Annotated in this window: 22 protein-coding genes and 1 riboswitch; of the genes, 11 read left to right on the forward strand and 11 right to left on the reverse strand. The window is 40.9% G+C overall.

Annotated elements, in window-relative coordinates; all coding sequences use genetic code 11:
- Positions 1 to 337: 337 nt before the first annotated feature.
- From qoxD to qoxA, 4 genes are all read right to left on the reverse strand, one after another.
- Positions 338 to 619, reverse strand: coding sequence for a cytochrome aa3 quinol oxidase subunit IV (gene qoxD / locus MKZ02_RS14150; RefSeq protein ID WP_120031267.1), 282 nt, complete (start codon positions 617 to 619; stop codon positions 338 to 340).
- 1 nt (position 620) lies between these two features.
- Entirely contained in the window at positions 621 to 1217 is a 597-nt protein-coding gene (qoxC, locus tag MKZ02_RS14155; RefSeq protein WP_120031265.1) for a cytochrome aa3 quinol oxidase subunit III, read from the reverse strand.
- A 3-nt stretch (positions 1218 to 1220) separates the two neighbouring features.
- The gene (gene qoxB, locus MKZ02_RS14160; protein WP_340854141.1) at positions 1221 to 3164 is read right to left on the reverse strand and encodes a cytochrome aa3 quinol oxidase subunit I; all 1944 of its coding nucleotides are present in this window, start codon (positions 3162 to 3164) and stop codon (positions 1221 to 1223) included.
- Positions 3165 to 3238: 74 nt separating this feature from the next.
- Entirely contained in the window at positions 3239 to 4168 is a 930-nt protein-coding gene (gene qoxA, locus MKZ02_RS14165; RefSeq protein ID WP_120031263.1) for a cytochrome aa3 quinol oxidase subunit II, read from the reverse strand.
- A 421-nt stretch (positions 4169 to 4589) separates the two neighbouring features.
- Between qoxA and MKZ02_RS14170 the strand changes: the two genes are divergently transcribed.
- A complete protein-coding gene (locus tag MKZ02_RS14170; RefSeq protein WP_340854143.1) occupies positions 4590 to 6269 on the forward strand; it encodes a formate--tetrahydrofolate ligase in 1680 nt (559 codons plus the stop codon).
- Between the two features lie 433 nt (positions 6270 to 6702).
- On the forward strand, positions 6703 to 6783 hold the full coding sequence (locus tag MKZ02_RS24015; RefSeq protein ID WP_406908788.1) for a putative holin-like toxin: 81 nt from the start codon (positions 6703 to 6705) through the stop codon (positions 6781 to 6783).
- A gap of 187 nt (positions 6784 to 6970) precedes the next feature.
- Here the strand turns inward: MKZ02_RS24015 and MKZ02_RS14175 are convergent, their stop codons facing one another.
- A complete protein-coding gene (locus tag MKZ02_RS14175) occupies positions 6971 to 7216 on the reverse strand; it encodes a YkuS family protein (protein ID WP_120031261.1) in 246 nt (81 codons plus the stop codon).
- Positions 7217 to 7424: 208 nt separating this feature from the next.
- Positions 7425 to 8249 carry an aldo/keto reductase gene (locus tag MKZ02_RS14180; RefSeq protein WP_120031258.1) on the reverse strand — a complete coding sequence of 275 codons (825 nt, stop codon included), beginning with the start codon at positions 8247 to 8249 and terminating at the stop codon, positions 7425 to 7427.
- 207 nt (positions 8250 to 8456) lie between these two features.
- Here MKZ02_RS14180 and MKZ02_RS14185 point away from each other — a divergent pair, with 207 nt between their 5' ends.
- The 4 genes from MKZ02_RS14185 (at position 8457) to MKZ02_RS14200 (ending at position 12492) form a co-directional block, all read left to right on the forward strand.
- Positions 8457 to 10073 carry a thiamine pyrophosphate-binding protein gene (locus MKZ02_RS14185; protein WP_120031256.1) on the forward strand — a complete coding sequence of 539 codons (1617 nt, stop codon included), beginning with the start codon at positions 8457 to 8459 and terminating at the stop codon, positions 10071 to 10073.
- A gap of 20 nt (positions 10074 to 10093) precedes the next feature.
- Positions 10094 to 10327, forward strand: coding sequence for a hypothetical protein (locus MKZ02_RS14190; RefSeq protein ID WP_120031254.1), 234 nt, complete (start codon positions 10094 to 10096; stop codon positions 10325 to 10327).
- A gap of 226 nt (positions 10328 to 10553) precedes the next feature.
- The gene (locus MKZ02_RS14195) at positions 10554 to 11474 is read left to right on the forward strand and encodes an HNH endonuclease (protein WP_120031252.1); all 921 of its coding nucleotides are present in this window, start codon (positions 10554 to 10556) and stop codon (positions 11472 to 11474) included.
- Between the two features lie 145 nt (positions 11475 to 11619).
- On the forward strand, positions 11620 to 12492 hold the full coding sequence (locus tag MKZ02_RS14200) for an AraC family transcriptional regulator (protein WP_120037735.1): 873 nt from the start codon (positions 11620 to 11622) through the stop codon (positions 12490 to 12492).
- A gap of 89 nt (positions 12493 to 12581) precedes the next feature.
- Here the strand turns inward: MKZ02_RS14200 and MKZ02_RS14205 are convergent, their stop codons facing one another.
- Positions 12582 to 13928 carry an aminotransferase-like domain-containing protein gene (locus MKZ02_RS14205; protein WP_445324338.1) on the reverse strand — a complete coding sequence of 449 codons (1347 nt, stop codon included), beginning with the start codon at positions 13926 to 13928 and terminating at the stop codon, positions 12582 to 12584.
- A 166-nt stretch (positions 13929 to 14094) separates the two neighbouring features.
- On the opposite strand from MKZ02_RS14205, the gene blaOXA reads away from it, so the two are divergent.
- The 4 genes from blaOXA (at position 14095) to MKZ02_RS14225 (ending at position 18799) form a co-directional block, all read left to right on the forward strand.
- Positions 14095 to 14892 carry a class D beta-lactamase gene (gene blaOXA, locus MKZ02_RS14210; RefSeq protein WP_340856406.1) on the forward strand — a complete coding sequence of 266 codons (798 nt, stop codon included), beginning with the start codon at positions 14095 to 14097 and terminating at the stop codon, positions 14890 to 14892.
- 417 nt (positions 14893 to 15309) lie between these two features.
- Complete coding sequence (locus tag MKZ02_RS14215; protein WP_340854149.1) at positions 15310 to 16932, forward strand: amidohydrolase; 1623 nt, start codon at positions 15310 to 15312, stop codon at positions 16930 to 16932.
- Positions 16933 to 17111: 179 nt separating this feature from the next.
- Entirely contained in the window at positions 17112 to 17303 is a 192-nt protein-coding gene (locus MKZ02_RS14220; RefSeq protein ID WP_120031247.1) for a DUF3311 domain-containing protein, read from the forward strand.
- Positions 17303 to 18799, forward strand: a complete 1497-nt coding sequence (locus MKZ02_RS14225; protein WP_340854150.1) for a sodium:solute symporter family protein — start codon at positions 17303 to 17305, stop codon at positions 18797 to 18799. The genes MKZ02_RS14220 and MKZ02_RS14225 overlap by 1 nt, the downstream gene beginning before the upstream one ends.
- 1558 nt (positions 18800 to 20357) lie before the next feature.
- Here the strand turns inward: MKZ02_RS14225 and MKZ02_RS14230 are convergent.
- From MKZ02_RS14230 to MKZ02_RS14240, 3 genes are all read right to left on the reverse strand, one after another.
- Positions 20358 to 20753 carry a sporulation protein gene (locus tag MKZ02_RS14230; RefSeq protein ID WP_259455530.1) on the reverse strand — a complete coding sequence of 132 codons (396 nt, stop codon included), beginning with the start codon at positions 20751 to 20753 and terminating at the stop codon, positions 20358 to 20360.
- Positions 20754 to 20786: 33 nt separating this feature from the next.
- Positions 20787 to 22103 (reverse strand): TrkH family potassium uptake protein, encoded by a 1317-nt coding sequence (locus tag MKZ02_RS14235; protein WP_340856407.1) that lies wholly within the window; start codon positions 22101 to 22103, stop codon positions 20787 to 20789.
- Between the two features lie 149 nt (positions 22104 to 22252).
- A riboswitch (cyclic di-AMP (ydaO/yuaA leader) is annotated at positions 22253 to 22393 on the reverse strand.
- Between the two features lie 343 nt (positions 22394 to 22736).
- Positions 22737 to 23339 (reverse strand): LysE/ArgO family amino acid transporter, encoded by a 603-nt coding sequence (locus tag MKZ02_RS14240; protein WP_340854152.1) that lies wholly within the window; start codon positions 23337 to 23339, stop codon positions 22737 to 22739.
- Positions 23340 to 23438: 99 nt separating this feature from the next.
- On the opposite strand from MKZ02_RS14240, the gene MKZ02_RS14245 reads away from it, so the two are divergent.
- Positions 23439 to 24866 (forward strand): aminotransferase-like domain-containing protein, encoded by a 1428-nt coding sequence (locus tag MKZ02_RS14245; protein ID WP_120031236.1) that lies wholly within the window; start codon positions 23439 to 23441, stop codon positions 24864 to 24866.
- Positions 24867 to 24957: 91 nt separating this feature from the next.
- Here MKZ02_RS14245 and MKZ02_RS14250 read toward each other — a convergent pair whose 3' ends face one another.
- Positions 24958 to 25491 carry a YcxB family protein gene (locus MKZ02_RS14250; RefSeq protein ID WP_340854153.1) on the reverse strand — a complete coding sequence of 178 codons (534 nt, stop codon included), beginning with the start codon at positions 25489 to 25491 and terminating at the stop codon, positions 24958 to 24960.
- Between the last annotated feature and the right edge of the window lie 277 nt (positions 25492 to 25768).

A 25768-nucleotide genomic window follows, 5' to 3' on the forward strand; every position in this document is an offset into this window, starting at 1 on the left:
ATTTTTTTCTACAGCGAATACCTTTGAAAATAACGGACATGATAATAAGGCAAGGAACGAAAACTCCAATGGGGTGATGGCTTTGGACACAGATCGTACGAACCCAGAAACGGGATTTTCTATAATCACATCATGTAAATGAGGTGTTTGTCGAAGATTAAGTACAGGCTGTACAAACCATTCGTCTCTCTTGCACAAAAAAGCGAAGAGAAAATTTTCTCTTCGCTTTTTCCCTGTAATAGAAGGGAGGGAGTCTTTTGTGTCTGTCTAACGTAAAAGAGGCTGCCTGCAGAAGCCGACGCATCGACCTCTGAGACAGCCTCTTTTAATAGGGCAATTACATATCCCAAACCATAGCTAGCAATGTTCCAAATAAAGTAACAAGAGCGATGATTAATCCGTAATAGATGTTTGTATAAATGGAGGCTCTATCCTCAGTTTCGCCAGCATGCATGAATACAACGAGCTGAAGGCCTGCTTGAACAAATGCTGTGATAAGAAGAACCGTCATTCCGCTAGCAAATGACATATCCATGAAGTAAACCAAGAGAGCCACTGCCGTCAAGATCAGTGAAAACACAAAGCCCATTACTTGTTTTGCCGGGAATAATTCTTTCATATTACATCATTCCTTTCATGTAGATGAAGCTGAAGATGAAAATCCAAACTACATCTAGAAAATGCCAGTAAAGAGAGAAAATGAAAGATTTATTAGCTGTTTCCGGCGTTAACCCGCGCTTTCTAACTTGCAGGATGATAAATAATCCCCAGAAGAACCCAAGTGTAACGTGCGCTCCGTGTGTTCCCAGTGTTGTTAATAACATGGAGGTAAATGCACTAGTTTGTAAGGCTGCCCCTTCATGTACATATACGACAAAATCGTAAATTTCGACTCCTAGGAATCCTAGACCTAAAATTAATGTTACAGCAAAGAATGTTAACATCGCTTTTTTCTTACCAAGACGCATCGCATGAATGCCAAGGCCAATGGTAAAGCTACTTGTCAAAAGCAAGAAGGTTTCAATCAATACTGGAGTGATTTCAAAAATCTCAGCTCCAGTAGGACCGTTGCCTGTACGATTCGCTAATGTAAAATAACCAGCGAAAAGCGTTGCAAAAAGCATGATTTCGGCACCCAGGAAAATCCAAAAGCCTAAAATTTTCAACCGATTTTCTTCTGTACTATATTCCAGAGGAAGCGAGTGATCTATTTTCATTGATTAAGCACCTCGCAATTTTTCTTCAGTTTCTTTCACTTCTTTAACCGAAATGTGACGTCCGTGATCTTTTTCAAATGAACGGTGAGTCATGCAAGCAAAAATGCCGATTGTTGCTAGGATTAATGGAATCCATAGAGAGAATACAAATGAGAAGCCCCATACAAAGAAGATCGCACTCATGATAAACGGTACGCCGCTGTTATTTGGCATATGAATTTCTTTGTATTCACCTTTAAATAACTCGTGGCCGTTTTTCTTAGCATCCCATAAAGGTTCCTCTGAATTCACTTGTGGCACAACCGCAAAGTTATATTCAGGAACCGGAGTATGAGTTGCCCATTCAAGTGTACGTGCATCCCAAGGATCCGAACTGATATCTCTTGAAGCATAACGTGTGCTGTAGTAGACGTTATAAACGAGTAAGACAAAGCCTATGGCAAGTCCTAGCGCTCCAACAAAGGAAATCATGTTTAATGGTCCAAATCCAGTTGATTCTGAATATGTGTACATACGGCGCGCTTGTCCGTCTAAGCCAGTGAAGAACATTGGCATAAACGCAACAAGAGTACTGATAGCAATAATCCATGCTGTTAATTTTCCGATTCGTTCATTCAGCATGAAGCCAAACATTTTTGGCCAATAGAAAGTGAGGCCCGCAAGCATCGCAAACACAACACCAGGAATGATAACCATATGGAAGTGAGCCACTAAGAACATTGTATTATGGTACTGATAGTCTGCGGCTGACATTCCAAGCATTACACCAGTCACCCCACCGATTGTGAAAAGCGGAATGAAAAGCATCGAATAAAGCATTGGAGTCGTAACAACGATTTTCCCTTTCCAGAGGGTGAGCAACCAGTTAAAGATTTTCACACCGGTTGGAACGGCAATCGCCATCGTTGTAATCGAGAAAATACTGTTGGTTAGTGCTCCCTGACCCATAGTAAAGAAATGGTGAGCCCAAACTAAGAACGAAAGAAGGGAGATAATAACCATTGACCAAACCATTGATTTGTAGCCGTATAGATTACGGCGAGCAAAGGTTGAAATAACCTGACTATAAATACCGAAAGCTGGCAGAATCAAAATGTATACTTCAGGATGTCCCCATACCCAGAAGAAGTTCGCCCAGAGCATATCCATTCCGCCGTTTTCTGTTGTAAAAAACTGTGTTCCAATTAAACGGTCCATTGTTCCCATTGCAAGTAATACGGTTAATACAGGGAAAGCAAAAACAATAATCGCATTAGTGATAAGAGAAGACCATGTGAACATTGGCATTTTCATTAGAGTCATGCCAGGAGCTCTCATTTTTAGGATTGTCGTCATAAAGTTAATCCCTGTCATCAATGTCCCTATACCAGCAATCTGGATCGCAATCATATAATAGTTCGTTCCGACAGATTCACTAAATTCGTTGCCTGCCAGCGGGAAATATGAAGTCCATCCAGCGTCAGGAGAACCCCCGACAACGAAAGAGATGTTAAATAACATTGCACCCATAAAGAATAACCAGAAACTTACAGCATTCAAACGTGGAAACGCTACGTCACGCGCTCCAATTTGTAATGGTACAACAAAGTTCATGAAACCGATAATGAATGGCATCGCCATAAAGAGGATCATAACGACCCCGTGTGTTGTGAATATTTCATTATAATGCTGAGCATCCAGCAGCTTGCTTTCAGGAGTAGCCAGCTGGGCACGCATCATGATCGCATCTACGCCGCCGCGGAATAACATCAGTAAAGCGGAAAGCAGATACATAATACCGATTCGTTTATGATCTACTGTTGTTAACCATTCGCGCCACAGATATCCCCATTTTTTAAAATAAGTTAAGCCGGCAACGATCGCAACACTTGTAAGAACAATGGCAACCATTGAGGCATAAATCGCAGGACTTGCATGCGGTATGGCAAATCGACTAAAGAAATCCATACGTTTGTGACTCCTTTCAGGAATAAATTGCTTATCGTATAAGGCTTAGTTGATTGATTAAATGATTACTAACCTTAGTGGTGCATGCCTTCATGCTCTGAAGACATATCCATATCATCCATGTTTTCATGCTCTGAATGTTCATCCGATTTTTCAGATTCATCAGAGGAGCTATGGTGATGTTCAGGAGGCGGTGAAAAACCTAAGTGAGTGCCAGTAAAAGTAGATTTTCCAAGGTGCCCCGGCTCTAGTAAATCATTAAATTTTTCTTCTGTAAGAGGCTTAGCTGTTTCCTTTACTTCTTTTACCCAATCATCGAATTCATCTTGAGGCATGGCTTTGACATCAAATGTATTTTCAGCAAAGCCTTTACCGCTGAAGTTTGCATTTCGACCCATATATTCTCCTGGCACGTCAGCCGCTAGGTGCAAGGTGGTAATCATATCACTCATTGCATACTTTTGGCCTCCAAGTTGTGGAATCCAGAAGCTAGTGATTGGTCCGTAAGAGTAAAGTTTAAATTCAAGCGGACGGTCTGTAGGAACATACAGATAATTAACTGTCTCAATGCCTTCTTCCGGATAGCTGAAATGCCACTTCCAGTTAGAGGAGGAAGCATAAACAACTAACGGTTCTTTATTTCCGTATCCTTCCGGCTTTGCCTCCACTTTATAGTTACTTTGAACAGAGACAAAGGAGAGAAACGCAACGATTATAATCGGAATCCCTACACAAATGGCTTCAACAATAGCATTCCCTTCAATGTGAGGCGGCTCATAATTTTCAGGTTGTTTTGAAGCACGATATTTGATTAACATAAATGCTAATAGAGCGAAAACAACAATGACAATGATCGACATAATTCCAATCGATAACAGAATGTCTTTAGCTTGTGTTTCAGCTTGAGGTCCTTTAGGGTCTAAGACCAGTAATCGATTATCGCAACCGGCAAGCACAGTAGCAATAGTAAAAAGTACAGATAATACGACCCATTTGAATTTCATAAATGTAACCCCTTTCCTGTAGAAATTTGAAAGCATCGCAGAATTACAGATTGTGAACAAAATGTGAAAAAATTCACAAGAAATTTCAATAAGTTCAACACATATTTCCTGACTGCTTCATCTGCTTTTATATTAGTACCGTTAACCTAAAAAAACAATTGTTATTCGCCCATGTCACAAAATGTTCATTCTCCTTGTGGAAAATTAGGGGAGTGCAGGTTGTTTTTCAATTAATTGTAAAAAAAATCTATGGTAATTATATAAAAAGAAAAATATTTTGAAATAATAAACTAATTCCATACTTATGCTCGATTCTTTTGTTCACTACATACATAAAATGGCTGGGGCAATGGTATAGTTAAACTGATACTGTTTTTTGTATTTTCAGATTATAATAAAGAAAAAGAAAGTAGGGAGAGGCATGACAAATATTCAAACTCCATCAACAGATCTTGAAATTGCCATGAAAGCTAAAATGCATCCCATCGAGGACATTGCCCAAAATGCAGGCATCCCAGATGAAGCAATTGAACCCTATGGAAGATATAAAGCAAAAATAGATGTTTCTAAATTGCCGAAAAGAACGCAAAATGGAAAAGTCGTTTTAGTGACAGCGATTAGTCCCACACCAGCAGGAGAAGGGAAGTCAACAGTTACAGTGGGGTTGGCAGATTCTTTGTCTCACTTAGGGGAGAAAGCAATGATCGCTCTCCGTGAACCTTCTCTTGGCCCGGTCATGGGAATCAAAGGGGGAGCGACTGGCGGTGGGTATTCGCAAGTGCTGCCAATGGAGGAGATTAACCTTCATTTTAACGGCGATCTTCACGCGATTACAGCAGCTAACAATGCTCTTAGTGCTCTGATCGACAATCATCTTCACCAGGGAAACGCACAGCAAATCGATCCGCGGAGAATTACATGGAAACGAGTACTTGATCTGAACGATCGGGCACTGCGCAACGTGACAATCGGGTTAGGCGGACCCACTCATGGAGTGCCGCGGGAGGATGGTTTTGATATTACGGTTGCTTCTGAGATCATGGCGATTTTTTGCTTGGCAACTGATTTGGCAGACCTGAAGGAGCGGCTGGCACGCATCGTTATCGGTTATACATATGACAAGAAACCTGTGACAGTTCGGAATTTGGGTGTAGAGGGCGCGCTGACTGTCTTGCTTAAAGAAGCATTTAAACCGAACCTCGTTCAAACAATTGAGGGGACACCAGCTCTTATTCATGGCGGGCCTTTTGCGAATATTGCCCACGGCTGCAACTCTCTTACAGCGACTAACACTGCACGGCAGCTGGCTAATATTGTTGTGACCGAAGCGGGATTTGGTGCAGACTTAGGGGCAGAGAAATTTATGCATATTAAATGCCGGCAAGGAAAATTCTCACCGGATGCGGTTGTGATTGTGGCAACCGTGCGGGCTTTAAAAATGCACGGCGGCGTTCCGAAGCAGCAATTAAAGGAGGAAGATGTGAAAGCCGTACGAGCAGGCATTCCAAATTTAGAGAAGCACATTGATACCATTCGCCGCTTTGGGATCGAGCCAGTTGTTGCAGTCAATCGTTTTATTTCTGATACACAGGAGGAAATCAACGAAATTCTTAACTGGTGTCAAGCAAATAATATTGCTGCAGCGATAGCGGATGTATGGGAAAAAGGGGGACAAGGCGGATTGGAGCTGGCAGGCCTTGTTCTGAAACAATTGGACAAACCAGCTCACTTCACACCTCTCTACGATATGAATGATAAAGTCACCGACAAAATACGAACGATTGTGAGAGAAGTGTATGGTGGAAAAGATGTACAATTTACTGACAAAGCCCTGAAACAGCTTGTTGATATTGAGCAAAATGGCTGGGATACACTGCCGATATGTATGGCAAAGACACAATATTCATTTACTGATGAACCAAGGTTAACGGGACGTCCAGAGGGATTCACTATTACAGTAAGGGAGATTGTCCCCAAATTAGGAGCCGGGTTCCTCGTCTGTTTGACTGGTGACATTATGACAATGCCCGGACTGCCTAAACAGCCGGCTGCATTGAATATGGACATTGACTCTGCTGGAAATATTATCGGATTAATGTAAGGGGCACTTTCCACTTCATTCACAAAAACGAACGCTCCATACCGATTATGGAGCGTTCGTTTTTCCCTTATTATTACTTGCTCGCAGCAATGAGCAACCATGTAATGTTTACTATCTTTCTCTTAATTTTTTTAGATTTCTGCCTTTAAATAATCTCATGCACATACTAAAAAGGGCTTCTACAGTGGATTTCACCTCCATGTTCTTTTTCTGGAAGCCCAATCATTTATCCCCTAGCATGTTTTCCCTCCTTTATTTAAAAGAAGATTCTTTTATTTACCTTGATATGTGGGTATGTAAGACTGTTTTAACCAAACTGTATTTTAATGCTGCAGCAATATGCTATAATAACGGAGGCAATAGAATAGGTTTCTCAAGGGTGGTCGGCGCACTCCTCCAAGTGTTTAATTTACAAGGAGGGAGGTGTTGCCGTATGACAGTCTATGAGGCGTTAACTTTAATGATCTCGTTCGCGGGATTGGTTGTGCTAATTCTGTCAAACAAAAAAGACTAAAACCGCCCTTGAGCTTAGCGGACTCGGGCGGCTTTGGCCTGTGTAAGCGCTGATCCCCTTAGAGGGAACCTGCTATTGCATGGCCGTTCTCAATGTTACCAGCATTGGGGACGGCATTTTTTATTATTTGATGATTTAGTTTCATTATACCCGAAAGCGCCAAATTTGAAAACATTCGTACCTTATTTTACTGTATTCTTTCTTCTATCTCCTGGCACACTTCGTCAGCGGATAAACCGTTGGCTTCGATAACAGGTGCTTCTGTTAAGGTATCATGAATACCCATCACATTAGAATCGATTCCTGTTATTACACAAGCTGCGCAGTTTTTTAAATCTCCAGCGGCTTTTAAATCAACCACATCATATCCTTTGGCCTGGAGTGCCTGAGTAACATTTGTAAGCGACTGTTCCACAGCAATTCTCTTTGTCATTTTACACCCTCCTTAGATTCATGACCGATTGGTTTCGCTGCCCATTAGCGGAGAAGCTGCCCGCTAATGGAAGCTTCACTTTGTAGGTTGTCTGTTTCTATTGATTTTATGCGGCATTTTTTAGAAAGGGAAAGGCGTGTCAAAGGATAAAGGGAGAAAAAATACATAAGGCGCTAAAAGGAAGATCCTTTTAGCGCCACAGCTTATTTTAACGGATATTCATTTCGCTTGGTGCTGGCCCTTTGCGACGGTTGCGGTTCAATCCACTGATCTCTCTCATTTCATCTGGAGACAATTCAAAGTCAAATACATGGAAGTTTTCCTCTATCCGGGAAGGAGTGACGGATTTAGGAATTACTATTGTATTATTTTGTATATGCCAGCGCAGCACAACTTGAGCTGGTGATTTGCCATGTGCTTCAGCAATTTGCTGAATAACAGCATCCTTCAGCACCTCGCCGCCTTGCTCTAGCGGACTCCATGCTTCCACAAAAATATCATGCTTCGCACAAAATTCTTTCATTTCGGTTTGTGCAAGATATGGGTGACACTCCACTTGGTTAAGGACAGGCTTTACGTCGCACTCTTTTAGAAGGCGTTCCAAATGCTCAATGTCAAAATTACAAACCCCGATTGCTTTTACACGGCCGTCATGATAAAGCTTTTCCAGCGCTTTGTATGTATCTACGTACTCATCATATTTTGGAGTCGGCCAATGGATCAAATACAAATCAACATACTCAAGACCCAATCGTTCCAAACTCTCCTCAAAAGCGCGGAGTGTATTCTCATAGCCTTGATCGCTATTCCATACCTTTGTCGTTATAAACAGCTCTTCACGAGGTACGGAAGATTGTTGAATCGCTTTTCCGACACCCGTCTCGTTTTGATAAACCATTGCTGTGTCGATCGATCTGTAACCCACTTCAATCGCTTTGGCTACAGCAACAGTTGCTTGATCGTCTTCCACTTGCCAAACACCAAATCCAAGCTGGGGCATCTTTAAGCCGTTGTTTAATGTCACAAAATTCATTAGGCATGTCTCCTTTATATGAAATATAAATGGCTTCTCCATTTCAGGTACAGTACTAAGAATAACAAGAGGAGGGATTATTTTCAATTAAGGCAAACCGGCAGACAAAAAAACAAGCTTCTTTGAAATATAAGTTTAGTTATGAAGCTTTAGTGAAAGAATCAATGTAATAAGGAAACTAAAAATAAAACTGGGGGTTGATGCTTTATGGAAAAGACGACACGAACAGTAGCCGAATTGATCCTTGACCAGTTATCTTTATTCGGCGTCAAGCGGATTTATGGAGTAGTTGGGGATGCTATTTTTGGCCTTATTGATGCAATGGCCAAGCAGGATAGAATTAAATTCATCGCAGTCAAGCATGAATCAACAGCAGCCTTTATGGCATCAGCAGAAGCAAAGTTAACAGGCAATCTGGGTGTCTGTATCTCTACAATGGGTCCGGGAGTCGCTAACCTATTGAATGGGTTAGGAGACGCCTATGCTGATCAGGTACCCGTTCTTGCTATTACCGGACAAGCCCCCACTAATAAGATCGGGACAGCTTATAAGCAATATGTAAATCAGCAGGAGCTGGTGAAGCCATTTGCCTCTTACTCTGCAAACTTAGCGAACCAGGATGCAATTATTGAACTTTTACAAAAAGCAGTGCAAACCTCTATGGGCCAGCGAGCTGTGAGCCACCTTTCTGTTCCAAAAGATCTTTTAGACAAAACGACTGTTGTTAAACCAAGACAACTGCCGGCTGTGATAGAAGGAGGGGACACTTTCACTCAGGAAAGCTTGGATCAGGCAGCGGCCATCATGAAAACAGCCAAGCGCCCAATGATCCTTGCAGGTGCTGGTGCATCCACCGATCCAGAGGCAATTGAACAACTCGCTGAACAGTGGGGGGCAGGTATTCTTGTTAGCCTGGGCGGCAAAGGGTTATTGAACGAATCCTCTCCGAACCTTTTGCAGGGGATCGGCGAAGGTGGAAATCCTTATGCGCCAGAAGTATTCAAAGAAGCGGATGTTGTACTGCTTGCCGGCACTACATGGTGGCCTGAAGGATATGTGCCAACTGATGCGCGGATTATTCAAATCGATAAGAATTTTGATAAAGTGGAAAAAGGCATCCCCGTGGAGCTCGGAATTACTGGTAAAACAGAGGAAGTTGTCCCACTGTTAATAAAGAGCCTTCAAGGATTTTCACATTCTGCCGACTGGTTAGCTCGCTGCCGTGAAGCTAAAGAAAAGTGGGCTCGTCAAAATGAACAGGAAAGTCATACTTCCGGCTCTCCAGTTTATCCTTCGACCATTGTCCGGGCGATCGAACAGACAGTAGATGCAGATGCTATTCTTACACTCGATACAGGAAATGTCACTGTCTGGATGAACCGTAACCTACGGCAAAAAGACCAGACTGTTCTCTTTTCAGGGTATTGGCGAACTATGGGCTTCGGCCTTCCAGCTGCTATGGCCGCGAAGCTTGAGAAGCCGGAGAAACAAGTAGTAGCTGTTGTTGGGGATGGCGGACTGGAAATGACGCTGGCCGATCTCTTAACAGCTACACGCTATGAGCTCGACATTACTGTCATTGTAATGAATAATCATGCCCTGCAAATGGAAAGAGATAAACTGAAAGCAGCCGGTGAGGAGGAGGTAGGCGTGGAGCTGACCAACCCGGATTTTGTTAAAATAGCTGAAGCCTGTGGCTGGAAAGGTTTTCGTATCGAATCAGATTCGAACTTAGACGATGTTCTTCAGGAAGCATTCAATACGCCTTCCCCTACATTAGTAGATATTCGTACAGAGCAAGCTGTCTTCCCGGGCAGTAAATAACGAAAAGCTGTGGCCATCCATTGCCACAGCTTTTTGCTTTGAAAATAATTATTTATGATACTCCTCCTTCGGATTATCACCCATTTCCTGATAAAAATCTTCTACCCCAAGATATTTATGGAAATAGACTGCCTCAAGACCGGGCGATGTCCGCTTTCGTTCAAACCATTACAAATGTGACTTATCTAGAATCCATCGGCCGTATTAACATGCGAGAGGACAATGGAAAAATCTATTATTATCGAGAGTCTTAAGGCGATCGGAGAGATAAAATTTACTCCGTTAAGCATAAATGACACGATACTTTTGGCCGTTACTTTCCCCATGAGTCGTCCGGAGAGACTTATGAGCTTTTTGGTCTGCACAAAACTAAAGAATAGAAGGTGCCTGAAAGAGAACAGTTAGAAAGTAAAAGGAGAAATGATGTATAATCGAATGTAAATGAATTTTTTAATTTACCTATAGAATTGAGGATATCGTATGAATAGCTTTATTGTCATGCAAGGCCACACTTATCAAGAAGAAAAAGAGCAAGGTATTATTTGGTCTCCTCAAAAAGATAAAGGAGGCAATACCCCGCATTCATGGTTGCGTATGACTGAAGTGAAAGAGGGTGACAGAGTCTTTCATTACGTAAAAGGAGAGATCGTTGCGATCAGTGTTGCCTCATCAAATTGTCAAGAAGCGACCAAACCAGTTGCTATGCAAAGTTTTGAGCAATGGGGAGAAAACGGCTATTTAGTGCCGCTTCATTATCATGAATTAGAAGTACCTTTAAACATACGTACGAGTTTCGATGCATTGCGTCCTCTGCTGCCGCTTAAATATTCACCTTTCCAACAAGATGGCAACGGAAATCAAGGGTACTTATATCCATGCAATGAAGAGTTAGCCATTAAATTGTTAGAACTTATTAGCGACCTTAATATTTACGAAGTAGAACTCGAACAGCTTGAATTAGCCATGGGCATCGTTCGTCAAACAGAGCGCAATACGATTGTACCGATGATTGCTGAAACGGAAGCAGAAGCAAAAGCGAAAATTCGTTTAGGTCAGCAAAAGTTCAAACGTGAATTATTACCATTATGGGAGCATAAGTGTGCACTTTGTGGCATCGAACTTCCTGCATTATTACGAGCAAGCCATTCGAAACCATGGAAAGACAGCACTGATATAGAGCGGCTAGATCCGTTTAATGGCGTGCTTTTATGTTGCAATCATGATGCTTTATACGACAAAGGCTATATTGCCTTTGATGGCCGGGGGCGTCTGCATATTTCACCGCAAATACCCGAAATAGATTACGATAATTATAGGCTTCACCCTAAAATGAAAATTGCTCGCTACGAAGAAAATAAACCCTATTTTAGATGGCATAAAAAGAATGTTTTTCGGCAGTAACATGCTAACAGAAAAGGTATAGAGGAATTGGCCTCCTTATGCCTTTTGCTTTTTCTACATAACACCCCTGTCACAACAAAGCATGAAATGACCGGAAAAGAGTTTCTGAAATGTATAAGATGGAAGCAAGGGAGTGATGGACATTATGGCATGGATCGTATCGCTGCAGAAGGCAATCGATTATATTGAAGAGCATTTGCTCGATAGTGACCTTTCAATCGAAAGGGTGGCAGAAGAAGCGAATGCGTCCGCTTATCATTTCCAGCGCACATTCGCCATTTTGACGGATATGGCAGTTGGAGAGTATATCAGAGGCAGACGCTTGACACTGGCGGCACAGGAGCTGACCCAAACTGACAGCAAGGTCATTGATCTGGCCTACAAGTATGGATATGAAACTCCCGAATCCTTTGCTAAAGCTTTTCGCAGGCAGCATGGCATGACGCCAACTGAAGCAAGAAACTTTAGAGGAAAGCTGAAATCTTATAACCGCCTGACAATTCAGGTGAGTCTGAAAGGAGCAGAACCCATGCAATATTCAATTGTAAAAAAAGAAAGTTTCCACGTGACAGGGGTAAAGAAGGAGTTATCTTTAGAGGATGGAAAAAATCTTATCGCCATTCCAAAGATGTGGGATAAAGCGAACAATGACGGAACGGCTGACAAACTTCTTGAATTAAATGACGGCGATATTAAAGGGATTCTTGGTATATGTGTAGATAAGCGCAATACAAAGCCTGACAGCATGGAATACTGGATTGCTGCTGCTTGTGAAGGCCATGCATCTGATAAGCCTGGCAACTTTTTGAGCATGGAAATCCCGGCAGCCAAATGGGCGATATTCGAAGTGCATGGCCCTATGCCTCATTCCATGCAAAATGCTTGGAAGCAAATTTTCTCGGAATGGTTTCCCTCCAGCGGCTATGAGCATGCGGGTGCGCCAGAATTAGAAGTCTATTCAGCTGGAAATCCAACAAGTCCAGATTATTACTCAGAAATTTGGATTGCGGTCAAATGAGGAAAGAAAAAAGATTGCTGTTAAGCAATCTTTTTTCTTTCTAGTTTATCAACACTACGTACGCCTATGTTCGACGAAAGTGATTAAAGCTAGCTTTTACCTGAACTTACAAGCAAACCTATTTCCTCTCCAATCTTCCTAATCCCGTCCTCAATCTTTTTATCCTCTACTTGAGAAACACTTAAGCGGATGACATTCTCCTTTTTATACAAGGGGAGATACATTCCGGTCGCATCTTGGACAAGCACATTCTTTTTCTTGAGGCCATGGACGAGGTGTGCTGCTTTCATATGAGAAGGCAATTGAATGGTAGAATAAAAACCGGAGTCAGCACCAGTGAATACTACCTCGTTTGGAAGATAGTTACGAAACGCTTGTTTAAGTATCTTTCCTTTTCTTTTATAGACTTTCCTAAGCCCCTCAATGTGAGCATTATACATCCCGCTTTGAAGATAAATTTCTAATGCACCTTGGGTCAGTACAGGGGTATGAACATCCGCAGCAAATTTAGCTTTCGCAAATAATCCTAGAAGGGCATCTGGCAGGACGGCTGCTCCCAGTCTCAAGCCGGGTAATAGGACTTTTGAAAAACTTTTTGTATAAATAACTCTACCGGACGGATCATACGCAAACATAGGATCAGCCTTTTTTCTTGTGTCAAGATCTCCCATGTAATCATCCTCAATGATGAATACATCATATCTTTGTGCCAATTCCACAATTTTCTTTTTTTCCTTGTTCGTATAGCTGTATCCAGTAGGATTTTGAAATCTAGAGACGGTATAGAAAAATTTAATTGGCCTTTCTTTGAATACTTTTTCTAAATATGCTAGATCAATACCATCCCTTGTCATCTCTATTCCAATTGCCTGTAAGCCACGGGAGCAAATAGAATCAATAAAGCTGAAATGGGTCGGCTGCTCCACACAGATTTCCTCTTTTCCATTTGGAAAGGGGAGAGCTACAAGAATATCAAGAGCCTGCTGGGAGCCAGAGACCACACAAATTCTTTCCGGGGGCGTGAAAACTTGCAGCTCTTGCAGCTGCCTGGAAAGCTGATAGCGCAGTGACGGTAGGCCAAGAGGTTCTGCGTATTGAAACATTTCTTCCTTGTATAGTTCAATGGCCTGGTTAATACAGTGCTGATAATCGCGGTAAGGCATCTGCCATTTATCAGGACCAGCGGATGAGAAATCAATGAATTCCTGCGGAGGATTAGACGCCAAGTTCTGGCTGCCTACAAGAAAATAACCACTTTTGGGAACTGAATAAATTTTATGCGCTTTTTCTAGTTCATTGTAGGCTTTAATAATTGTGTTAATGCTACAGCTAAACTCTTCTGAAAGTGAACGAATAGAGGGCAACTTCTCACCAGGCTTAAGCCGGCCATCGGCTACTCTACTCTGAATTTCATTTATAATCTCTTCGTATTTCATCTCTATAAAGCCCTCCATCTTCGCCATCTGTATGGGCACAGATGACATTTTTAGCCTCTACCATGAAAGAAGATTTCCCTATAGTATAAATTACCAGAAGGGGCATGTAACTTCAGTAAAAAAGGAGGAAATCACATTGAAAATGTACGACTCTAAGAAAAGGCCAATTAGAAAGTTTATTCATCTAGCCATACTCTTTTTCGTCTCCGCCATGTTGGTTTTCACAGGTGCATCAAAAGCAGCGAATGCGGAAGTTCAAAAAACAAAGAAGCTGGAAATTGAAGAATTGTTTAATGGCAAAGACGGCACAATGGTACTTAAGAACTTAAAAAACAACCATACTTACGTGTATAACAGTAAAAGAAGTACAAAAAGACTGACACCTGAATCCACCTTTAAGGTGCCTAACGCTTTAATCGGACTAGAAACAGGCGCTGTAAGGGACGAATATGAAGTAAAGCGCTGGGATGGAGTGATCAGAGAATTTGAAAGCTGGAATCGGGACCACTCGTTAGCTTCAGCCATGCGAGAGTCAGCTATCTGGTTTTATCAGGACTTGGCGAGAGATATCGGTGAAATGAAGATGCAAGAAAACATTAACCGAATCGGATATGGAAACAAGAATCTATCAGGAGGTATTGATAGATTCTGGCTTGATAGCACATTGAAGATTTCAGCAATGGAGCAAGCTGAATTTATAGAAGACCTTGTAGAAGAAAAACTGCCATTGAAGAAAAAAAACCAAAAAACAGTTAAACGAATCATGATACAGGATGAGCAGGACCATTACACGCTTCATGGGAAAACAGGAACAAGGCTTTCGGACATGGGATTGGGCTGGTATGTGGGCTTCATAGAGACAAAAAAAGAAACTTGGGTATTTGCCGTTAACCTCAGCGGATCAGGTACAGAAGCTAAAAATATTGCTATTGAAGCATTGAAGCAAGTGAACATTATCAGATAAGAGGGTTGATAATGATGCATGAAAACTTAATTTAAAAGGATTGAAAGAGCCTATCATAAATTAATATAGGCTCTTTCTTTTTCATCTAGCTTCTGTCAAGTTATCGTCTATAATCCGATTTAATAAATATATTAATAAAATAATATCCCTGTATAAACCCGTGATTTTTTTCATTTTCCACTAATTAAATTATACAAAGATAACTATATTGTAGTATTTATGGTGAGTTCATCCAAAATAATAGGTGTTAGCTTCAGCGTGTATTCTAATGTTTAGATTCATTCTCCTCATTAACAAATTGTCCAATTAATAGGAGAAACAACCTTACCTTTTGGGTATTATCTTTCCTATCATTTCATGCTATATTTTTCAAATTACCAATAATTGATAGAATGTTTCAAAAATAGGAGGGATTCGATGAAGGCAGATATCGTTTTTTTGAACGGTGAGGTCATGACTGTAGATGAAAAGGATTCTATTCAACAAGCCATCGCAATCAAGGGAAATAAAATTTTGGCTGTTGGTTCTAATGAAGAGTTGCAAGCATTTGCAAGCGAAGGAACACGAGTAATTGATTTGAATGGAAAGTCATTGCTTCCCGGTATCATTGATGCTCACTTACATCTCATCCTGTACGGCGTTTTCCAATTGAACTTAAGCTGCAAAGAGCCAGACATGCAGTCAATGGATGCCTTATTGACTGCGTTAAAGAAAAGAGCCGCTAATACACCAAAGGGCCAGTGGGTGCGGGCCTGGGGCTTCAACGAAAGAACGATAGACGAAAAACGCTACCCGACTCTAGAAGAACTCGACTCCATTTCCACGGAACACCCGGTCGTGATCACCAGAACGTGTGGCCATATCGGTGTCGCCAACAGCTATGCCCTTCAGTTAGCCAATATAGATGCACATACAATCAATCCCCAAGGTGGCAGCATAGAAAAAGATACGGATGGCAACCTTACAGGACGCCTTATCGAAACCGCTTATATGAAAATGAATGAAACCGCCAGATACACTCCACAAGAAATCCAGCAAGCTATTTCTATCGCTCAGCAGCATTTTATAGAGGCTGGAATAACAAGCGTACATGAAGCAGGAACCTTTAATCAGGAAAGCTATCGACTCCTCCAGCTTGCCTCCCACAGCGGTGACCTAAAAATCCGTGTCTATGCCATGATCGGCACGTTGAATGACTGTAAACAATTCACCTTGAATATGATGGAGGCCGGTGTCATCACAGGTACGGGAAATGAGTTTTTCAAAATCGGTCCGGCCAAGCTTTTCACAGACGGCAGCAGTACAGGGCCAACAATTGCGACTAGGGAAGGGTACACGAGCAATAAACAAGACCATGGCATACTGTATTACTCGGAAGATGAGATCTATGAAGTATTAGGAGAAGCCCATAAGCGAGGCTATCAAATAACTGTTCATGCTCAGGGAGACCGCGCCATTGAGATGTACTTAAATGTTGTGGAAAAGGCGCTGCAAGAAGTTCCCCGGGAAAATCATCGGCATCGCATCGAACATGCGGGCATTGCAAGCCCTGATCTGCAAGAGCGAATGAAAAAGTTAAATATAATCCCTGTGCCGAATCCGCCATTCCCGTATGAATTTGGAGAAAGTTATCTACATAACTATGGAAGCCGTGTGAATTACATGTATCCAGCCCGTGATTTTATCGACGCAGGAATTGTAGCTGCCGCTGGATCCGATGCTCCGATTACGACCTGTAATCCATTTATCGGCATCTATACAGCCGTTAACCGCTGCATGAAAAACGGCACTTCGTTCGAAGAGGCTCAAAAAATAAATTTGCTAGAGGCGATTCGTATGTATACCTATAACGGCGCATACGCCAGCTTTGAAGAAACCATCAAAGGCAGCTTAGAAGCGGGTAAACTGGCTGATTTGGTTGTCTTAGACCGCAGCATCTTGAAAGAATCCGAGGAAAATCTGAAAGATATTCAGGTCGAACTAACGATGATAGATGGTGAAATTGTTTTTGAGCGGACAAAGGCAACTGCACGTTCATAATTAAAGGCTCGATACCCAACAGATTGGGCAAAACAGCTAATAACAGGACTTGTCATCAGCCAAAGACCATCAAGGGGAAAATGGAGCGACAACCATGTTCCGAACAGAGAAAGAAGGAAATACTTCTATAGACTAAAAGCTCCTATGGACAGCGCACTATCAATAGGAGGAGTGGAATTATGATTAAACTATTGCTCATTGTGCCTTTCATCGGAATATGCTTCTTGCTGCCATTTGTCAATAAAATTGAACCGTATGTATTGGGATTGCCATTCCTGCTGTTTTGGATCGTATTATGGATGATTTTGTCATCAGCTATCCTGGCTATCGTCTATAAGTATGATCCTGCTAACCAGGGAGGCGAAGAATAATGAACATCGCATTGATTATCATATTCGCCTTCGCTGCGATTGCTCTCTTTCTCGGTATTCGAGCCACACATGGGAAGAAAATGAATGTAGATGAATTTGCCGTTGGAAACAAAGGGTTCGGTACCCTTTTTGTTTTCCTGCTGATCGCTGGTGAGGTATATACAACTTTTACCTTTCTGGGTGGCAGCGGATGGGCGTATTCAAAAGGTGCAGCCGCATTCTATGTCCCTGCCTATATTTGTCTGGCTTACGTCGTTTCGTATTGGATCGTTCCGAACATTTGGCGCTATGCTAAACAGCATAACATCATCTCTCAGCCTGACTATTTTGCTTCAAAATTTAACAGTCCCATATTAGGTCTGGTAGTGAGCTTTATCGGAACGATCGCGTTGATTCCCTACATCGTCATCCAGCTCAAAGGTCTGGGAATCATCGTCTCAGAAGCGTCTTATGGAAGTATTAGTCCGCTTGCAGCAAGTACGATAGGAGCTGTCATTGCTACTATATATGTCGTTATTTCAGGAATTCACGGATCCGCCTGGACTGCCGTTCTTAAAGACATCATGATTTTGTTTGTTATCGTTTTTCTTGGACTATATATTCCTTTCCATTACTTTGGTGGAATTCAGCCTCTATTCAAAGCGGTAGAAGCAGTCAAACCTGAAAGCCTCGTTTTATCAACTGAAGGGTTGAGCATTTCCTGGTTCGTGTCTACGGTGATCCTAAATGCCTTCAGTTTTTATCTATTGCCGAATTCCTTTTCCGTTGTTTTATCCGCCAAGGGAGAGAAGTCATTGAAAAGAAATGCGATCACCTTGCCTTTATATACCTTGCTCCTGTTATTCGCATTTTTCATCGGCTTTGCAGCTATCATACAGATCCCGGGGTTACAAGGAGCGGATGGAGATTTATCTTTATTGCGTTTAACTCTTCAAACATTTGATCCATGGGTGGTGGGCATTGTCGGAGCGGCTGGCTTGCTCACAGCCTTAGTTCCAGTCTCTGTGATGTTAATGTCTGCTTCCATTGGATTAATGACGGGATTTTATAAATTGATAGCCCCCAAATCTTCTGATCGTCAGCAGTTGATTGTTTCCAAAGTCTTCGTTTTAGTCATTATCGTCATTGCGTTCGTTTTCACGATTACAGGCGGCAATGCTTTAGCAATATTGAATATTATGTCTTACAGTTTAATTGCCCAACTTGTTCCGGCATTGTTATTCAGCTTTTTCAACCAGCGTGCCATGAATAAGTTCGGTGCCATGGCAGGAATCATTACGGGAGTTGCCATCGTTTTATATGCAACGGTTACATCCGCTAAGCTGGTTGATTTCTTCCCGTCTATTCCTCCGGTCCTTAACGATATCAACACAGGAGCCATTGCGGTAGCGGTCAATGTCATTGTAGCCATAATTATCAGTCTAGGGACCAATCATTTAATCCATTCTGAAACAGAACCCGTCTACCAAGAACCGTCAAAAAATCTTATGAAATAAAGGAAGGAGGCGATCCGCTATTCAGGATCGCCTTTATATGCATTTATGTAGGTATATAGGTTAAAAAATGATAGTACGACAAGAAAGGAAGGTGGTATAAAGCGGCGATTGTCATAGTATTATCCATTACTATCATTGTTGGCAGCATTGATCATATGGTATTTGTTTCCGCTCATTTTCTTGATCGGACTTATTATGTCTTTAAGAGAAAACGAGTGAAACAAGAGGGAGGAGGCACTCTTGTTTCTTTACCTAGACCCGGAGTATTCAAATGGCTGTAAACAACCTGGGCAGCAAATAATTCCACTTACATACTTACAGAAGTAGATTGGCTTTTAGTATGCGTTAGAAAATAGAATAGTCTCTGTAATTATGTAAACTAATAATTCTTTGTCTACTTTAACGATTCAACGTTTTCTCTCAAAGGATAAATACAAAAATTCCCCAAAACATGTATCCATGATGTTTAATGTTCTCTAAATTCAAGGAGCAGCAGAAGTTCATCCAAAAACACCTCAAAGGATTGTCAAACAAACACATACCCCCAGAGCGCATTTTCTGCGTGACTATTTCGGAGGTTCGTATTAAAACGCTGCAAAGAAAGAGGTCGAACTTAAATGAGTCGAATTGTATGGATTATCATGAATGTTGTGACCGGATTATTTGTTGCTTTTTCTAGTTTTATAGGCTTTTTAATTAGCGGAATAGCAGACACGGATGAGCCCACAAATGATTATCGCATACTGATCTGGTTACTAGTTTGGATTATTGGCTTAGTTTTGCAGTATAAGTTAGAAACTAGATTACTCGGCATAATTATTTCACTCATTCCCGCAGTGTATTTCATATACGTTTATATTTCTGTGATATATGTAGCGCCAAGCTAAGGTGAAAGATCGGCAGTTAGTGAGACAGTCATGCGCGAAGTAGAAGTATACAAGGATTATGTAAAATTTGCGAGATAATAATTATTAGGAGGACTAAAGGGGAGAAGATTAGTTAGACCATGTTATTTACGTTTTATTTTAGTTAACATAATATAAATTATAGGAAGTTATATCATTTTATCTCATTTGTTAAGTATACTACTAATATTGAGATATTTTAAAAATGAAACGAGATGCTTTTTAACACGACTTATTAAGCCGACGGTCATATTCTTTTGTAAACATGCCGCTTAATAATCCATCTTTTTTTAAATTTGAATGTGATCTATATAAAAATAAAATAAAAAAGTTATTTGCTAAAGCTTTTGCTGCGCTATTGCTTGTTGTAAAATTTTTTATCCTTTTAATCCATTATAGAACGTTCATTTTTAACATTCTTGATTGATTGGATCTTTTTTTATCCAAACCATCTCCCTTGCCGATAATTCATCCTCTGACAAAATTATGAAAGAATACGCAAAAGACATAATTAGGAACTGAAACAATTTTATGATGAGTCACCTCCCTCTTATCTACTTCCCTTTTTAACCATTTCATGATTTTGCCAAAAGCAAAACAAGGCATCTTCCTGAACACTCAGGGATGCCTTGTTTTCGTCACTGTTAATGCCTTTATCTCAAAATTTTAATTTCATCGTGTTCCATGCTTTTGGCTCCATTGCTAAAAACGACTCTCGTGTGAAAACGATATGAGCGGCTATCAGATGAAGAATCTAATTCAGCTGGCAACAGGAACGTGAATGGGATTTGATCTGATTCTTTGGAGACAATTGATTTTGACATCAGTCTTGTCACAGCCCCTTCAACCAGTTGCTCTGTTTGCGTCTTGCTGTCTGTGACGACTAAATCACATTCAAGCCTCTTAATTTCCTGTTCAAACCACCCGCCTTCAAGAGAGAAGTATCCAGTCACTTTTTCTCCTGGAGCAAACTCTCTCTTATCTAAAACAAGGTGAATGTGTGCTGAACCAATACGTGAAAAGCATTGGCTGATTAATTCTCTAATCACGATCCGTAAATCCTCCTGCATAATGGCATAAACTTATCCAATCATTATTTTTTCTTCTGTATAACGGAACCGATCAGGCTGACGGTTCAGCGTAAGTGCTACTGCTAACGTTAAAGGGCCTAACCTTCCTGTAAACATGGCGAGTATGATGACCACCTTGCCGATAGGAGTTAAATCCGGTGTTAATCCCATCGATAGCCCTGTTGTGGCAAAAGCTGACGTAGCTTCAAAAACAATCATCAAAAATCCCTTGCCTGTTTCCGTAATCGTTAAAATCATTGTTACAATAACAACAACTGATAGGCTGCTTAATATAATCGTAAGAGACTTATAGATTAATTTATAATCAATTCGTCTTTCGAAAAAAACAACCTCTTCCTTCCCTTTAATCTGGGACATGACCGCTCCAACCAGCGTAGCAAAAGTCGTTGTCTTAATCCCTCCACCTGTAGAACCAGGAGAAGCACCAATAAACATTAAAAAGATAATCAAGAACAAAGATGTATCTGTCAAATCAGCAATATTTAGTGTGTTCGATCCCGCTGTACGCGCTGTTACTGATTGATACAAAGCGCCTAAAAACTTCCCCGTCCACGATAAAGGCTTCAATGTTTTTGTATTGTGAAATTCCAACAAGAAAATTAAAACCGTTCCTACTCCAACTAGCAAGAAGGTTGTCACCAGAACAATTTTTGTGTGTAGAGATAAGTGTTTTCTCTTCCGGTAGTCATACAATTCGTTCATGACGACAAACCCGATGCCTCCCATAATGATTAACGAGCAGATCACTAATACAACGATTGGATCATCTACATAGCCGGTTAAACTTCTAAATTCACCCATAAGGTCGAATCCTGCATTATTAAAATTGGAAATAGCATGAAAAAATCCATAATACATCGCTTTCCCTATCGGCATATCAAAAGAGAAACGAATGGTAAGCAATATCCCCCCGATAAACTCACAGGCAAGTGTGAAAAGCAAAACCCGCCTTACGAGTTTAACAATCCCTTCAATGGCCGGGGAATTAAAAGCTTCCCGTAAAATCAATCGTTCTTTCAAGGAAATTTTTCTTTTCACCAAAAAAGCAAACAGCGTTGCAACCGACATAAAGCCTAGCCCCCCAATTTGGATGAGGCCCAAAATAACAAGCTGGCCAAAGGTGGAAAACGTGGTGCCTGTATCAACAACAACCAGGCCCGTTACACACGTGGCAGACGTGGATGTAAAAAGGGCATCTAAAAAGGATAGGCCCTCTCCGTTTTTTGTCGCCGCTGGCAACGTCAAAAGATAAGCTCCTAACAAAATAACAAGAGCAAATCCGCCTGCTAAGATCTTAGGGGGATCCATAAAATGATTGGATTTGCTGTTCACGATAGTATCTTCTTCACTTCTCAATCCTAAATTTTTCTTAAAGGGCAATGGACTAATGTTGAAAGCAGGGCAACAAAAAAACACTAAGAAGCCCTACTTAGTGTTCTTTACACAACACAAAGCAAACCTCCTTTCAAAACGCTGATGGGGTTAGCTGTCGGACTCGGGCCTTGAAAGTAGCCCTACCTTCTAACGAAGGATTCACCCCAAGTGCTATGCACAAAAATGGGTCCCCCACTTCCTCAAGAATTAAGCGATATTAGGTATGATTTAATGTAAACATTAAATTGATAATAGCTACTATACTCTCGGAAAAACCATTTGTAAAGATAGAATTTGCAAATTAAAAGTCCTGAACCTGCCTGTTTTACCATTCAGTACAATAAAACAGGCACCACCATAAAAAAAGCCTGCATTTTTTGCAGGCTTCCTCGCTTTTTGATAAATCAAATGGCTCTTATATTTATGGTTCATGATCGACAAGAAGATGAGATAGCCTCTTTCTATGTATCCATATATATCGTTCAAATTCTAACTAGTATTCTCATTGTGACAAACGATAAAAGAAGAGTCTTCACTAGACATAATATTGTTATTGTTTGCTGTTTGTCATATCAATCCAATCAACAGATAAACGGCAGTTCCCCAGATAAATAGACCAGAGCATTTGTTGAATATATTCATTAACCCTCCTGTACCATCAAGCTTTTTCATAATCGCACCTGCAATCGTCAATCCAAAAAACCAAATCCAAGACACTGTCACACAGGCGATTGTAAAAAAAACTTGCTCTGTGCCAACATATCTTAATGCACTTGTCCCGATCACTCCCACTGTGTCTAAAATAGCATGAGGATTTAGTAAAGAAACAGATAAAGCGAAAATAATTTGCCGCCGGATTGATAATGCTTTATTCTCTTCCGTATCCATTGGCGCAGACCGCCAAATAGCGTACCCCATGTAAAGCAAAAATAAAATTCCGACGATCATGAGACTAACCCGTAGCCATTCAAATTGTAAAACAATCACGGATAGACCAAACACGGCTAAGATAATTAAAAGTGTATCGCACAATGCAGCTGTAATAGCCGCCGGCAGTGCTTGAAACAGTTTTGGCTGTGTGGCTCCTTGCGAAAATACAAATACATTTTGCACGCCTAAAGGCAAAATAAGACCAAAGGCTAAAATGATCCCGTGGATAATGGCATCCATGTCATCAACTCCCTTCCAATTACTATCGTACTATGATACAACTAAAAGAAAACAGCCAATTGGATGGTTTTTTATCCACCCAATTTAGGAGGGAATTCAATGAATTGGAAACCCAACCGTCATTCTCATTTAACCATCCAAGAGCAAATTGTAGATTGGATAAAGATTCAGATTGAACGAGGGGATTGGACAGTTGGCACAAAAATTCCCACGCAACGCCAGCTGGCAATGCAATTTAACGTCAATCGGAGCACTGTTCAACTTGCGCTTGATGACTTAAGGGCAGATGGTTTTCTTGAATCGAAAAAAGGGTCGGGCGTCTTTGTGGCCAATAATTCGTGGAATGTGCTTGTGAATAGATCTCAGCCGAACTGGCAGCAGCATATTGAATCCAGTATTCACAAACCAAATTACCATACGATTCAGCTTATCAATGAGCATGAGCAGATGGATCATGTCATCCGCCTTGGAACAGGTGAGTTATCCCCCGACTTACTTCCAACAAAACAAATGGAACAGTCGTTAAAAGAAATCTCGCTCAATCCAAAAGCCATCGGTTATTCCTCTCCTCAAGGAAGCGAAAAGCTTCGCGTCATTCTATGTAGCTACTTAAAAAAACGAGGTATTCAAACAGCGCCGGAGAACATTTTAATTGTTTCAGGCGCCCTTCAAGCTCTTCAATTAATCGCTGTTGGTTTATTAGAAGCAGGCTCCATTGTTTTTCAGGAGCAGCCATCGTATCTAAATTCCATTCATCTCTTTCAATCTGCAGGCATGCGCATGACTGCAGTTTCAAGGGATGACCATTTAGCAGACAAATTAAGGACACTCAAAAGAAAAAGACAATCTTTATTTTACTGTGTGCCGACCTTGCACAATCCGACCGGACACAATTGGTCGATGAAGGAAAAACAAACACTATATCATGCATGCAAAGAACTGCAAATCCCGATTATTGAAGATGATGTCTATCATGAATTATTATTCGACTCCACTTCGCCTGCCATAAAGTCGTTTGACACGTCCGGTCAAGTGCTTTATATCGGCAGTGTATCCAAAACGCTCAGTGCGGGATTGCGGATTGGTTGGGTAGTTGCCCCTTCTCCTGTTATTAAACGATTAGCTGATATTAAAATGCAAACGGATTACGGCTCAAGCGCCTTTTCCCAAGAAATCGTTGCCCATTGGATAGCAACTGGTTTATACGAAAGGCATTTGGTTCAACTTCGAGAACAATTGAAAAAGCGGGCGGCATTTGTAGAAGGAATTTTAGAGCAGCGATTTCAAAAAATAGCTACGTGGAAAAAATCTGAGGGTGGCTTCTACATATGGATCAGGTTCCATAAACCTATCGTAAATAAGGCATTATTTCTAAATTTGTTGAGTCAGCATGTGCTGATTAACCCAGGATATATATATGAAACAAGAGACTTACATCATATCCGTCTTTCCTATGCCTATGCGTCATTAGAAGAATTAAAAGAAGGACTAAATATTTTAACAAGATTAGTGGAACAGGAACATTAAAAAAGAGTCATTATTTTGATTATTCTTTAATCAAAATAATGACTCTTTCTATAGAGTAAAACCACGGATAACAAGGAGTCTATTTAAGCTCTTACTTACTAGCGGCTGAAGAAATTCGTTGATCCATCCTACGCTGAAAGTTTTTCTGATCCGTTTCATTCAAGAATGAACGTTTCGGTAGAATATAGGCACTCATAGTACTAAAGAAGAGAAAGAAATATTGGTCATTCTCTTCTACTTTTTCTATACTGGACCAACTAACCTGGCTTTCTCCTGCTCTGTTCGTTTCTATAAACCCCGCATCATTAAATGTAAATGTATGCTCCCCTAACAAATTCTCATTATTGCCCTCGTTAAAGCTTTTGTTTATATGGCTCATAACATGCCAGTAGAAATATTTTGGATAAAATATCATCCATACGACTGAGACGAGCATAAAGACAATGGAGAATCCAACCGAAAACTCTCCTGCAACCAAAGGAAAAATAAAAGGCAGGATTAAGGAAATAATTGGCACAAAAAATTGTTGCCTGAATAAAGACTGCTTTATAGTTTTAGAATGCTTAACGTAATGAAGATTAAACGCTAGGTAATCATCTTTTGTCAGCTCATATTTAATTTCCATCTTCGTCCCCCCTATGTCTTTGCTAGTCTCCAGATTATCGTTAAAACAACTGAGTAGAGTCATTATATCGTAGAAACTTAGAATGTATACTAAAACCTGGCAGTAACCCTACTTACAAAAATTCTTGTATTCTCCCCTAACTATTTTCAGGAACTTGCGAGGGAGCCTTTTGAGAACAAATCTTTAGTGGGCAGGATCCCCATCTGGCGTTTCAACATAATCAATACTAAAAGCTCTGTCAAACCGTTGAGTCTTTACCTATTTTCTTCCCTTTTCA

Source organism: Pseudobacillus sp. FSL P4-0506 (assembly GCF_038003025.1).
Lineage (GTDB): Bacteria > Bacillota > Bacilli > Bacillales > Domibacillaceae > Pseudobacillus.